The sequence below is a fragment of the Bacillus cereus genome (assembly GCF_025917685.1).
GTDB lineage: Bacteria > Bacillota > Bacilli > Bacillales > Bacillaceae_G > Bacillus_A > Bacillus_A cereus_AT.
Genome location: NZ_CP089518.1, coordinates 1,663,106 through 1,676,214, shown reverse-complemented (window position 1 = coordinate 1,676,214; position 13,109 = coordinate 1,663,106). Strand labels below are relative to the sequence as shown.

Genomic DNA, 13,109 nt, shown 5'->3' with positions numbered 1-13,109 from the left:
ATTTCTTATGCTGCTTTTGTTTGTTTGACTGTTTCTACATATTGTTTTGCTTTCTCATCATCGAATTCGCCTTCCCACTTCGACATAACAATGGCAGCTAATGCATTTCCTAATACATTGACAGCTGAGCGAATCATATCTAAAATGCGGTCAATTCCCGCAATTAATGCGATGCCTTCTAGAGGTAATCCCATTGATCCTAACGTTGCTAATACAACAACGAATGATGCACCTGGAACTCCCGCCATACCTTTGGATGTTAACATGAGAACGAATAATAACGTTATTTGCTCCATCAGTGACATGTGTACACCGTACATTTGTGCAACAAACAATGCCGCCAACGCTTGATAAATAGCTGATCCAGTCAAGTTAAATGTATAACCTGTCGGAATTACGAAAGAGGCAACTGCCTTTGGACAACCGAACTCTTCCATCTTTCTCATTATATTAGGTAAAACAGCCTCTGAACTTGCTGTCGTAAATGAAAGAATAAGTTCTTCTTTTAAAATTTTCATTAATGTAAAAATATTTACTCCAACCATTCGTGCATTAATACCTAATACAATCACAACGAATAGTATAACAGTTACGTATACAGCTAGCACTAGTTTTCCTAAAGGAAGTAGTGTACCTACACCAAATTTTGCAACCGTAACCGCAATTAATGCGAATACACCAAATGGTGCAAATTTCATAACTTGATTTGTAACCCAAAACATTGCTTCGAGTACACCTTCAAAAAAGTTAAAGACAGGCTTTCCTTTTTCTCCAATTGCCGCAACTCCTAAACCGAATAGTACTGAGAAGAATATAATCGGTAATAAGTCACCTTGTGTAATAGACTCAAATATATTTTTCGGTACAATGTGAACAATCGTTTCAGCAAAACCTTTCTTCTCTGTTGCATCTGCTGTTTGTTTATAAGAAGAAATATCACTTTGCTGCAAATTATTCATATCAACGCCAGTACCTGGCTGGAATATATTCGCTGCAATTAATCCCATTAAAATAGCAATCGTCGTAATAATTTCGAAATAAAGAATTGTTTTCCCGCCTAGTTTCCCAAGCTTTTTCATATCTCCTACACCAGCTACCGCAACAATTAATGCTGAAATAACAATTGGTACTACAATCATCTTAATTAAATGAATAAATATATCCCCAACTGGTGTGATATAAGAAATCGCCGTTTTATTGCCATAAAAGATTGCCCCTACTACAATCCCTAAAACAAGTGCGACAAAAATTTGTGTTGCCAATCCGAATTTTTTCATATATGTTCATCCCCTTCATGCGAACGCTTTCAATTTGAATTTATAAAAGCTACTCACACATCATATAAGCGAACCTACAAAATCATACAAAAACCTACAAGTATGTCACAAAAAATTCAAATATTTTTCTTCTATTTTTCATTGACACCATTTTGTTAAAAAACGATAAAATAAACTTGATAAGTAATCAGATTGTTTCGTATAATCAAAAAGATATATACTTAAAACAAATCGAAATGAAAAGGAGTGGATGGTATGAAAAACTATACAAAGCAATTCGTCCTATCTTCTTCTTTTCTTTTTCATTTTCTTAAAAAGGAACAAAGGCATTCGCCTTTGTTCCTTTTTTTATTGCGATCTATATAGGGGGAATTGTTATGAGGCCATATAAAAGAGTCTTAATAAAACTAAGCGGCGGCGCTCTTGCCGATCAATCCGGAAATAGCTTTAACTCCAAACGATTAGAACATATCGCAAACGAAATAATATCCATTATCGACCTAGATATTGAAGTATCCATTGTCATCGGCGGCGGTAACATTTTCAGAGGTCATCTAGCTGAAGAATGGGGAATTGATCGTGTAGAAGCTGATAATATCGGTACGCTAGGTACGATTATTAACAGCTTAATGCTTCGCGGCGTTTTAACAAGTAAAACAGATAGAGAAGTACGCGTTATGACTTCCATCCCTTTTAATGCAGTAGCTGAACCATATATTCGCTTACGTGCAGTACATCATTTAAATAACGGTTATGTTGTCATATTCGGTGGTGGTAACGGGCAACCATTCGTTACAACAGATTACCCAAGTGTACAAAGAGCCATTGAAATGAATAGCGACGCCATTTTAGTCGCAAAACAAGGAGTAGACGGTGTCTTTACAAGTGATCCAAAACATAATAAATCAGCGAAAATGTATCGAAAACTGAACTATAACGATGTTGTTAGGCAAAACATACAAGTCATGGATCAAGCCGCTTTACTGCTTGCTCGAGATTATAATTTACCGGCACATGTCTTTAACTTTGATGAGCCTGGCGTTATGAAAAGAATTTGTTTAGGTGAACATGTTGGGACGTTGATTAATGATGATGTTTCGATGCTTGTGCATGAAAAATAGTATTTTCCATTAACAAAGGGTGCCTTTTATAGACACCCTTTGTTAATCATCACAAATAAAAATCAACCCATCCAACTACTTTCTCCTTACAACGCTCCCAGAAAGATAAGTTGTCAAAAAATGTTTCTGTCATCTCTTTCGAATCACCAATGTCTTGCGTTAACGCCTCATTCACTTGCGCTATGATAGGTCCACCGTGAATATACAAATTCATCTCATCATTTATATAGAAGCTACGTGCAGTTATGTTCGTTGTACCGATAACAGTTAATTCATTATCAATCAGCATTAACTTTCCATGAAACATCCCTTTTTTATAACCATACACAGTAATCCCGTTTTTAACAGCTTGATGGATGTAAGGATATGCCGCCTCTTTAATAAGAGGTATATCCGGTTTATATGACCAAAGTATTTTCACTGTAACACCACGCTTTTGCGCTCCAATTAAAGCATTCATTAATTCTTTATTTTTCGCTATAAAATATGGTGTTGTAATGACAATTGAATGCTTCGCTTCTTTTATTAATTCGATATATTTTTCAGCGACGTGATGTCCATTGTAGCTAGCCATCGTATGTAATGTATTCCCTTTACTAGCTTTGTTCGTACTTCTTTTTATATTTTCTTTCGTATCTCGTTTCCAATCTAAAGCGAATTGCTCTTCTAAATCTTTTGCTCCTTCTCCTCTTATCCGTACATGATAGTCACGCCAATATCCAAAACGCTTATCTTTCCCTAAATATTCATCTCCCATATTAAATCCACCCGTATAACCAATTTCCCCATCAATCGTCGTAATACGGCGATGATTCCGATGATGTAGAGAATAAAATCCAAATGGCAACTCAGGTTTTCTACTATATGTAAAGTGAACACCGTTCTCTTTTAATTCATTTTTCACCTTTCTGTCAAAAGATAGATCATTAATTAAGTCGACCGACAAATATACGGTCACCCCTTCTCTCGCCTTCTGCATTAATAAATTTAAAAAAGTGTAACTACTTTTATCATCTGACAAAATGTAAAAATAAGTGTAAATGGAGCTTTTCGCTTTTTTAATATCTTCAAATAACTGCTCATATAATGATTTCCCTTCTACATATAATTGAAAGTCACTATAATGAGGAGCATACTCTGTCGGCATATTTTTCCCGGCTTCCATTTTCCGTCCGAGCGTAACGTCAATATGCATCCCAATTAAAACAAAAACGAATATACCAATAATAATAGAAGCAACTCGCAATATCTTTTTTATCATTTTAATTTCCTTCCGCTCAAATTACTTTCTAACCCGTAGTGTTTCATTAAAATAAATTTTCATTCAAAATGTATTTCCCACTTTTTTGGGATGTTACAAAGTTAAAGGAGAGCAGAATATGAAAATAAGAAAAACTCCTATTATTTTTATTCCAGGTCTTTTCGGTTCAATGAGTAATATTATTATCCCTGGTACTGGTAATTGGAGCTTTGGACTTTCTGCGTTTGTTTATGAACCATTCATCATGATGTTAGAAAGTATCGGCTATGAACGAAATAAAAACTTGTTTATCTGTTTTTATGACTGGCGTCAGCGTATTACTGTTTCTACTCAAAAATATTTATTAAAAACAATTGCCTATGTTAAAAAATTTACAGGGTGTGATAAACTAAATTTAGTTTGTCATAGTATGGGTGGACTTCTTGCACGTTCTTACGTTCAAAGTGAAGAATATGAAAATGATGTGGAGCAACTTATTATACTCTGTACACCAAACGCTGGATCTCCTCCCAATTATAGTTATTGGACTGGGGGTAGTCTCCCTGTTCATGCCTCTTCTAAAATAAATATTGTTCATTTTTATATGGAACAATATATTCATTACTTAAGCACCTTTCATAATATGGATAAAGTTAAAGCGATACACCTTTACTTTCCAGGTTTACAAGATGTTATTCCTTGTAAAGATTACGGAAATTATTTATTTATAAAATCCGGCTCTTCTATTACATTTCTTCCTTATAACAAGATGAAAATGAAAAATCCTTTCCTCGATACATTAAATGCAAATAGATTTATTATAGAGAAAAGAAATATTGAAACTACACTCATTGCAGGAGATGGAGTGGAAACGATTCAATATTTACAAGTCGTCCCTTCACATTCAAAACTGGAATGGACAGACGGAAAAGTCGTCGGTGATATACTTACAAAACATGGTGATGGTAACACTGTTCTACATAGCGTTTTTCTTCTAGAGGGAAATAAATATGTTGTGCATGCTTCGCATAACGAAGCGCTCTACAAAAGCATTCCTATATTACAAAAGATACTGTAAATTACGAATACAAAAAAGGTGTGGCATTGCGCCACACCTTTTCATTAAACAAAGTTCCTTGCATCATTATTTCTTCCAAACTTATAAATCGCAATTAAGAAGAACGCTATTGCAAAGGCGAATAAGATTAAAATATTTAAATACAACTCTGAAAACGGAATTCCTTGCTGTAATTTCGAAATCGTGTCCATTAGCCAGCGTTGCGGTAAAAAATCAGCTATTTTTTGTACTGTTTTCGGCATAATATCATATGGGAAATAGCATCCCGCTAATAAACATGTCGGTACAATAACGACATTTTGCATCGCATTTGAAGCAGTTGAATTTTTCGCAAAAGACACAATGACTAAAGACAAACCAATCGCGATTAAAGCAAATATCATGAGTACACCAATCATCACTGTGAAAGGCATATTTATATTTGTATGAAAAACATACTTCATAAATAATACGGCAATTACAATCTGCACTGTTAGTATAATCATATTCACCGCGACATTAGATAATATAAATTTCTTTCCATCTATCGGTGTCGATAATAATCTAAAATACGTTCTGTTCTCTTTTTCTTTTAAAATAATTCCAGATAAATTCGCTGCCGAAAATAGCATAAACATGATAAGATAACCAATCGTTTGATTTGTCATATCCTTATTTTTCGAAGTATCTTCAAGTGTCTCTGCTTTTACTTTAAATGAACTTTTTTGATAACCAGCGTACATACTATCAAACGTACTTTGATCCGCCCCCGCCACTTTACTAATCGCAGCGATATTATCAACATAATTATATAAATATGATTTTATAAATACTGTTACTTGATCACCTTTAATCGATGAAACTTCAATATGACTCGGTTTCCCTACTCGAACACTTTCGGAAAAACCAGACTGTAATGTAATAACACCATCAAGTTTTTTTGAAGTGAGTTTATCTTCCACTTCAGATTCCTTAATTTTACTAACATTTACATGATTGAGTCCTTCTAAAAATTTCACTGTATCATTTGCGATAGGCTGATTTTCTTTATTTATAACCCCAATATTTAACGTTCCTTGCCCTACATTACCATATATTGAAAAAGAAATGAGTGTTCCTATTATCGGCAAACTTACAATAAGCAATAATCCTTTTTTATTTTTAAAAAGCGCAACTAATGTTTTTCGTATGAGCCATAAAATATCTTTCATATTACAGCCCCTCCCGTCTACTTAATGCGATAATCGCAATTAATAAAAAGATTGCTGAAATTCCAAGATTTAAAGAAATAACCGGCAGTGCTGCTCCTATGTCATTTGCATAAATAATTTTCATAATGGCTGTGTTGGCCCACGTTAATGGCGATAAATTCGTAACGACATTTTCTTCCACTACAAAATAAGCACCACCAAAAATAGAAGCTAATTGCACAACAACCATAATAATTGCTCTAGATGCCTCACCTGTTTTTGTAATAAATCCGATTCCTAAACCGAAACTAATTGCCAGAAAAACTTCTGTTAGTAAAATAATAAATATGATTCCAAGATGGTCGCCCCAATTCGCTTGAAAAACAAATTTACTAAATATAACGACGAGTAATAGACAAAGTGCATTTGCTACAAGACTACCGAGCACTTTCCCAATGAAAATTTCAGCCTTACTTATAGGTGCTGCAATTAAACGATCTCCTGTTTTACGTACTCGTTCTCCTCGAATTAAAAAACTCGCCCCCATTGCCGCATACAGTGCAATCATTGTCGTCATTACAACCGCGTAGTAATCCATAGAACCTGGTTTTTTAGCAGCTTGTAAAGATGTTTCTTTAATATAATCATTATGATTTCCATTTGAAATAACTGTGCTAACCTTACTTGGATCTACTTTTGCAACTTCTGCCGCTACATTGTACTTATCAACAAATGTCGTAAGTATTCCTTCAACAATACTTCCTTCAATACTACTTCTGTCGCTTCCGTAAAATTTCGCACCATCTTTATTCAATTCTACATATGCAGCATATTTATTTTGCTGCACTTCTTCTTTCCCATCTATACCTTCGGAAGCTTTTTTAAAATGAATACCCGATTTATCGACCTCTTTCGTAAATGCTTCAAATGATTGAGAAAAAGTGCTTCCCGCTTTATCTTTATAAAGCACTTGTATGTCTTTAATCGAATGACTATCGCTATTAAATGCGTTACTTAACGCTGTTCCTAATACAAGCATAAGCACAATCGGAAATGCTAACATAAAAACTAACGTTCTTACGTCCCTGAAATCTCTTTTAATGTGCATAACTGCAATATTGAAGATGTTCAATCGATGAACCTCCCTTTTCCTATTCTTACAATCACTTTATTTATCTCGTAAGTTTCTTCCGGTCAATGTAAGGAATACTGTTTCTAAATTCGGAGCCTGCTCTTCTAATGAACGAATTTCAATATCATGATTAATAAAGTGTTGAATAATTTTATTTAAATTATTTAATCCTGCATCAGAATTTACTTTGATTACGTTCTCTTCAATTTGAACAGCTTTCACACCGTTTATCTCTTTTAATTTTTCAACGTCTAGATTTTCTACTGACTTCACTTCAATCCAAATGTCTTTCGTATCGGTAATAATCGCTTTTAACTGTTCTTTCGTTCCTTCCGCAATTACCTTACCGTGATCTACAATTGCTATTTTCGTACAAATCTCTTCGACTTCTTCCATGTAGTGACTCGTATAAATAATCGTACTTCCCATTTCATTTAATTTTCGGACAGACTGAAGAATGTAGTTCCTTGACTGCGGATCAATTCCAACTGTCGGTTCATCCATAATAATTAACTTCGGTCTATGAGCGATTGCACAAGCGATATTCAGCCTTCTTTTCATCCCGCCAGAAAAGTTTTTCGGATAGCTTTTATGTTTATCACTAAGCCCCACAAATTGAAGTGCTTCCTCTACTCTCGCTTTTAGTTCAGCTCCTCTTAGTCCGTACAATCCGGCAAAGAATTTCACATTTTCATAGGCGGTTAGCTCTTCATATATTGCTATATCTTGTGGAACGATACCGATGTTCATTTTCGCAAATCGATTATTTTTCTTTATATTTTTTCCTAGTATGCTAATTTCACCTTCATTACTTCTTAACAAGCCAGCAATCATATTTATCGTTGTACTCTTACCAGCACCATTCGATCCTAAAAATCCAAATATTTCTCCTTCTTTAATAGATAAAGACATATTATCTACCGCGATGAAATCACCAAATTTTTTCGTTAAATTTTTAATTTCCAATGTATTCATCATTTCACCCCTATTTCGGTTTCTCTGCTTTTAGTATAAACAAAAAGAATGAACCTGCTCAGTGCAGAAGTTCATTCTTTTCACATGAGATTATTCACTTTTTTCATATGAGATGATTCATCCTCGTCCTATTCCCTTATATCGGCAACAACATTGTTACTGAAAAACCACTTGTCCCATCTACAATAATTTTACCGTTTACAGACGCTGTTCGCTCCTCCATCCCCATAATACCAAGGCCTTTTTTAACAAGAGTTGCCCCCTTACCATTATCCTTCACTTGTACTTTAACCACCTTGTTAAGTACATGAATATCTATTGAAATGACTGTCGCGTCAGCATATTTCATCGTATTTGTTAATGCCTCCGTAACATTTTCACCGATAATCTTCCACTGAATTGGAGAAATCATATCTAAGTTTCCTTTATATACGAAAGGAATGTTTACATCATGCTTACCGGCAAATTCCTCTATGAATAATTTCATACGATGAATTCCAATTTGTTCAATTGGCGGCTTCATATTTTTCAATGTAATCCGAATGCTTTCAATGCCGTCTTTCGAAATATGAATTGCATTTTGTAATAACTCAGCAGATTTCACTTTATCTATTTCCATTAATCTCTTCGCTGCTTCCATTTGAATGAGTGCACCCGTCATCGAGTGACCAATTTTATCATGAATTTCTTGAGATAATCGATTTCTCTCCTCTAACTTAAATGTGTATTCTGATTGCCTTATGTAATCTTTATTTTCATTTAAGTTTTTCGTAAGTCTTTGTATGTCTTTTCTCATTTTATCATTTTGCATTTCGAGTTTTAATAATCGTACTATATAGCGGTGGGCTATCGTTAAGGAAAAAAAACAAAATACACTAATAAGTCCATACGTCATTTGAATACCTTCACCTATAAAAATAATAGGAAGGATCATAATGAAAAAGATTAACCATTTCTTTTCTATACAATAATTTGCAATTTCATATAAGTTCAAAGGTAAAAACAAAATAAAAAACGGATGAACCCTCCACGTAAATAACATAACTACGCCAACTGATACGCAAATTAAAATCTTATTGTACGTATCTTTTTTCAATATGGAAATCATCACATTTATAGAAAGATATATAAGCAAAGTAAGTATAATCCACGGTAGGTTCGTAACATTTAAATGAATGTAGCTAAACACTATATATAAAAAGACAATAAGTTTACTTACAGTTAGCCAAAATTCCATATCATTAATCTACTTTCCCTGTTAAGTAATAAATCGCAATTTGTGTGCGATGTTCAAGTCCAGTTTTCCCTAAAACTGATGTAATATAATTCGCAATTGTTCCCTCAGATATAAAAAGTTGCTTCGAAATCTCTTTATTAGAGAAGCCTTTTGCAATTAATGCGATAATACTAAGCTCCCTTTCTGTAAAAAGGCTCTTATCTATTTTAGATTCCGCTTCTTTATTTTCTAGTAAATTACTCTTAATTTTATCAAGAACAACATCTTGCATAACAGTTTGTCCGTTATATACTCCTTTTATCGCATCACGAATACGCTCCGGATCGTTATTTTTTAATAAATAACCTTTCGCTCCGTTTTTCACTGCATCCAAAATATATTCATCATCATCAAACGTCGTTAAAATAAGCGGTTTCGTTTTTGTCTCTTCACAGATTAACTTCGTCGCCTCTACCCCGTTCATATTTGGCATACGAACATCTAAAAGTGCAATATCCACTTCATGTTTTTTACAATACGCTACAGCTTCTTTTCCATCATTTACAGTTTCTAATACTTCGAATTCTTCGTATGTATTTAAAATAATTTTCATGCCTTCTCTAATAAAAGAATTATCATCTGCTATTAATATTTTAATTTTCATGTTTGTTAGTATGGACCTTCCCCTACTAACATTCACATCCTTTCTCCGTGTAACATTTCCCACTTGCTCATTATATACTTCGCCTTACCATTTTTTCACACCTTTTTCATATAGCCCTCCTGCTAAAAATATATTATTCTTTTTTTACAACATGTGTAGGGTGACTTATCATTCTTTACGTCTATATAATAGAATGCGTCAAAAAGGAGGGAGAGACCGATTGAGGAAAAACAATTAATTGAAAAAGCACAGCAAGGAAGCGAGCATGCTTTTCGTATCCTTGTACAAACATATCGTCATTATATTTTTCAAGTTATCTTTTCTATTTTAAGACATGAAGAAGATGCTAAAGATGTTACACAAGAAGTATTCGTAAAAATTCACACCTCTCTCCCAAATTATCAATTTCGCGGATTAAAAACGTGGATGGCACGTATTGCCACCAATCACGCTATTGATTATAAGAGAAAGAAAGCTAGAGAAAACGAAGAACTCTCCTTATGTAAAGAAACAGAGGAAAATATAAAATCCTCTCATAACATTGAAGCTTTACTATTGACGAAAGAGCAAAAATTACTCATTGCTCAAAAACTAAGAGAACTTCCCGACAATTACCGTGACGTCGTTCTCGCGCATTACTTAGAGGAAAAAAGTTATCAAGAAATTGCTTTCCAAGAAAACATCGAAGTGAAAACGGTCGAAATGAAACTGTATCGGGCAAGAAAATGGATTAAAAAACATTGGAAGGAGGAAGAGTTTCTATGATGCATTATTCAAAAGAAGATTGGCACAAGTATACATTAGATGTTATAGCAAGCAATGAACGTGAATCTATGGAAGAGCACCTTTATGAATGTGATCATTGTTTAGCACTTTATATGGAAAATATTGATGAACAACTTGAAAACCTTCCAATGATAAATGATTATTCATTTACGAACGAAGTTATATCGCAAATTAATTTCGAAACGTTACAGCCTAATGAAAATATGAAATCAAACCAGCTAAAGCGTACGATTATTCACTACATAATTGCGACGGCGGCTACAATTATTTTTATGGTAAGTGGTTTATTCCATTATATTTTCACAGCGACATCAAATTTCGAAAAATCTTCGAAACACAATGAGACTTCTATCTCACAGCAAATTGTAAACAAATCGGTAGACACACCAAAAAAGAACGGAGGTTCAAAGCATGAATAAAAATCCCTTTTTAGCACTTGTATTAGGGCTAATTCCTGGGCTTGGACATTTATATTTAAAGAAATTTGGACGTTTTATTCTATATAGCGGAGGAGCTTTATTTCTATTTATCGCTACAGCAGGTATTACAGTTCTCTACGGAGATCATAGAATTATTTTTCTCCTTCTATTTTTATTTACAGCTTTATGGACAATCAATTTAATTGACTTAGTCATTACTCTTATAAATCAATCACGAAAGCAAGATGCAGAACAAAATCCAGAAACCACTAAAGAAAGCGAACGATTTTACATCATTCTTTTATCAATTATTCCTGGACTTGGACATTTTCAATTAGGACTTATGCAGCGTGGTCTTACATTTTTAGTTGCATGCACAGGCTTAGGTAGCATGATTGTATTTGTTACATTACTAACTCATCAAGGAAGTTTCCTTATCTTTCTTATTACGCTACCTGTTTTATGGATTTATAATTTCTTCGATGTCGTTCAGCAACTACAGAAAAAAGAACGTGGCGAGCAACTAGATGATCGCACTATTTTCGAAGATTTTGAAGAACATCGAGAACAAGGAAAGAAAAGTAAAACATTTGCTTCTATTTTAGCAATGTTCCCTGGAGCAGGACATATGTATTTAGGTTTACAACGTCGTGGTCTTCAGCTTATGGCAGCCTTTTTACTATCTATTTATTTACTCGATTTATTACGACTCTCTGCATTTTTATTTTTAGTACCAATCATTTGGTTCTATAGCTTTTTTGATGCGTTACAGCAAACAGCAAAATACGGAAAAGAACGAGTACAAGACGAACCAATTATCGATTATTTTATAAATCATCAAAGATGGATTGGTATCGGATTAATCGCATTAGGTGTTTATTATTTATTAGATCAAACAGTCCTTCCTATTTTGAATGATTATTTTGTAACTATATTTAATATTCATCTTAGTGAACTATATTATCGCTATTTCCAAACATCTATCGTTGCGCTCCTTTTAATTGGCGGCGGCTTTAAATTGTTACTTGGAAATAAAGAAAACAAAGGTGGGACAAGCGAATGAGGACTTGGCGTGTTGGAACATTCTCAATGGGGCTTTCTATTATATCGTTAGGATGCTTTTTACTATTTTCAGTCGTAAAAGGAATTCAAGTATTAGATACACTAACTGCATGGTGGCCAGTTTTACTTATCATACTTGGAGCTGAAGTTTTACTATACCTTTTATTTTCTAAGAAGGAACAATCATTTATTAAATATGATATTTTTAGCATTTTCTTTATCGGCGTTTTAGGAAGCGTCGGAATTGCTTTTTACTGTTTATTATCAACTGGAGTACTAGAAGAAGTTCGTCACTCTATTAACACAACGAGACAAACGAGTAATATTCCAGACGGACAATTTGATATACCTGAATCTATCAAAAAAATCGTAGTAGATGCAGGACATCAACCTCTAACGATAGAGGGAAATAATACAAATCAAATTCATCTTTTGGGAACTTATGAAATAACGACGAAAGCAAATGAAAAACTCAATTTAAAACGAGATGATTTCCTTTCAGTTCAAACGGCTGGAGAAACGATGTATATCACTTTAAAATCATTACCTGTTCAGCATACGTTATTTAATTCAGCACCACAGGTGAAACCAACGCTTGTTCTTCCGCAAAATAAAAATGTGGAAATCCGTGCTTCAAATAACGAACTATCTCTTTATCCAGGTCAATTACAAAATAATTGGTTTGTACAGGAAAGCTCAAGAGTGTCTATCCATCTTGCAAAAGAGAGTGATGTATCTTTAACAGCAGTAACGAATCAAAAAGAAACACATGGAAGTACACCTTGGGAACAAGTAGAAGATTTAACGAAAAAAGAAAATAATTCTTCAGAAGAACATCCAGAATTAAACAACCAAGAACATTGGTATAAAAATTCAATTAAAACTGGAAATGGCACGTACAAGTTAAATATTGAGAAAGCTTATAATTTAAATATGAGCGTTATTGAAAAATAAGAAAAACCTTCCGCAA

General features: G+C 33.8%; 13 protein-coding genes. 6 read left to right on the top strand and 7 right to left on the bottom strand.

All coding sequences use genetic code 11. The annotated features are described in order from the left end of the window. Positions 1–5 precede the first annotated feature (5 nt). Positions 6–1,277, bottom strand: coding sequence for a cation:dicarboxylate symporter family transporter (locus LUS72_RS08785; protein ID WP_097831556.1), 1,272 nt, complete (start codon positions 1,275–1,277; stop codon positions 6–8). 377 nt (positions 1,278–1,654) lie between these two features. Here LUS72_RS08785 and pyrH point away from each other — a divergent pair, with 377 nt between their 5' ends. Further along, a complete protein-coding gene (gene pyrH, locus LUS72_RS08780; protein ID WP_097831557.1) occupies positions 1,655–2,398 on the top strand; it encodes a UMP kinase in 744 nt (247 codons plus the stop codon). Between the two features lie 49 nt (positions 2,399–2,447). Here the strand turns inward: pyrH and cls are convergent, their stop codons facing one another. After that, positions 2,448–3,659 carry a cardiolipin synthase gene (cls, locus tag LUS72_RS08775; protein WP_141533455.1) on the bottom strand — a complete coding sequence of 404 codons (1,212 nt, stop codon included), beginning with the start codon at positions 3,657–3,659 and terminating at the stop codon, positions 2,448–2,450. Positions 3,660–3,777: 118 nt separating this feature from the next. Between cls and LUS72_RS08770 the strand changes: the two genes are divergently transcribed. Beyond that, positions 3,778–4,716: an esterase/lipase family protein gene (locus LUS72_RS08770; protein WP_097831559.1), complete on the top strand. Its 939-nt coding sequence runs from the start codon at positions 3,778–3,780 to the stop codon at positions 4,714–4,716. A gap of 44 nt (positions 4,717–4,760) precedes the next feature. Here the strand turns inward: LUS72_RS08770 and LUS72_RS08765 are convergent, their stop codons facing one another. The 5 genes from LUS72_RS08765 to LUS72_RS08745 form a co-directional block, all read right to left on the bottom strand. Then, a complete protein-coding gene (locus LUS72_RS08765; protein ID WP_097831560.1) occupies positions 4,761–5,906 on the bottom strand; it encodes an ABC transporter permease in 1,146 nt (381 codons plus the stop codon). A 1-nt stretch (position 5,907) separates the two neighbouring features. Continuing rightward, positions 5,908–7,017, bottom strand: coding sequence for an ABC transporter permease (locus LUS72_RS08760; RefSeq protein WP_097831561.1), 1,110 nt, complete (start codon positions 7,015–7,017; stop codon positions 5,908–5,910). Positions 7,018–7,053: 36 nt separating this feature from the next. Continuing rightward, complete coding sequence (locus LUS72_RS08755) at positions 7,054–7,992, bottom strand: ABC transporter ATP-binding protein (RefSeq protein WP_097831562.1); 939 nt, start codon at positions 7,990–7,992, stop codon at positions 7,054–7,056. A gap of 136 nt (positions 7,993–8,128) precedes the next feature. Then, entirely contained in the window at positions 8,129–9,229 is a 1,101-nt protein-coding gene (locus LUS72_RS08750; protein ID WP_097831563.1) for a sensor histidine kinase, read from the bottom strand. A gap of 4 nt (positions 9,230–9,233) precedes the next feature. Beyond that, complete coding sequence (locus tag LUS72_RS08745) at positions 9,234–9,872, bottom strand: response regulator transcription factor (RefSeq protein ID WP_097831564.1); 639 nt, start codon at positions 9,870–9,872, stop codon at positions 9,234–9,236. 219 nt (positions 9,873–10,091) lie between these two features. Between LUS72_RS08745 and LUS72_RS08740 the strand changes: the two genes are divergently transcribed. Genes LUS72_RS08740 through exsE form a run of 4 tightly spaced genes read left to right on the top strand, consistent with a single transcriptional unit; the run spans position 10,092 to position 13,093 of the window. Then, positions 10,092–10,637, top strand: coding sequence for an RNA polymerase sigma factor (locus LUS72_RS08740; protein WP_258237052.1), 546 nt, complete (start codon positions 10,092–10,094; stop codon positions 10,635–10,637). Beyond that, positions 10,634–11,077: a hypothetical protein gene (locus tag LUS72_RS08735; RefSeq protein WP_264448817.1), complete on the top strand. Its 444-nt coding sequence runs from the start codon at positions 10,634–10,636 to the stop codon at positions 11,075–11,077. The genes LUS72_RS08740 and LUS72_RS08735 overlap by 4 nt, the downstream gene beginning before the upstream one ends. Further along, positions 11,070–12,140, top strand: coding sequence for a hypothetical protein (locus tag LUS72_RS08730; RefSeq protein WP_097831567.1), 1,071 nt, complete (start codon positions 11,070–11,072; stop codon positions 12,138–12,140). Before LUS72_RS08735 ends, LUS72_RS08730 begins: the two co-directional genes overlap by 8 nt. Next, positions 12,137–13,093: an exosporium protein ExsE gene (gene exsE / locus LUS72_RS08725; protein WP_097831568.1), complete on the top strand. Its 957-nt coding sequence runs from the start codon at positions 12,137–12,139 to the stop codon at positions 13,091–13,093. The genes LUS72_RS08730 and exsE overlap by 4 nt, the downstream gene beginning before the upstream one ends. Positions 13,094–13,109 lie beyond the last annotated feature (16 nt).

Coding starts and splice junctions, on each gene's coding strand:
- LUS72_RS08785 (WP_097831556.1), bottom strand. CDS start 1,277: ATGAAAAAATTCGGATTGGCAACACAAATTTTTGTCGCACTTGTTTTA.
- pyrH (WP_097831557.1), top strand. CDS start 1,655: ATGAGGCCATATAAAAGAGTCTTAATAAAACTAAGCGGCGGCGCTCTT.
- cls (WP_141533455.1), bottom strand. CDS start 3,659: ATGATAAAAAAGATATTGCGAGTTGCTTCTATTATTATTGGTATATTC.
- LUS72_RS08770 (WP_097831559.1), top strand. CDS start 3,778: ATGAAAATAAGAAAAACTCCTATTATTTTTATTCCAGGTCTTTTCGGT.
- LUS72_RS08765 (WP_097831560.1), bottom strand. CDS start 5,906: ATGAAAGATATTTTATGGCTCATACGAAAAACATTAGTTGCGCTTTTT.
- LUS72_RS08755 (WP_097831562.1), bottom strand. CDS start 7,992: ATGAATACATTGGAAATTAAAAATTTAACGAAAAAATTTGGTGATTTC.
- LUS72_RS08750 (WP_097831563.1), bottom strand. CDS start 9,229: ATGGAATTTTGGCTAACTGTAAGTAAACTTATTGTCTTTTTATATATA.
- LUS72_RS08745 (WP_097831564.1), bottom strand. CDS start 9,872: ATGAAAATTAAAATATTAATAGCAGATGATAATTCTTTTATTAGAGAA.
- LUS72_RS08735 (WP_264448817.1), top strand. CDS start 10,634: ATGATGCATTATTCAAAAGAAGATTGGCACAAGTATACATTAGATGTT.
- LUS72_RS08730 (WP_097831567.1), top strand. CDS start 11,070: ATGAATAAAAATCCCTTTTTAGCACTTGTATTAGGGCTAATTCCTGGG.
- exsE (WP_097831568.1), top strand. CDS start 12,137: ATGAGGACTTGGCGTGTTGGAACATTCTCAATGGGGCTTTCTATTATA.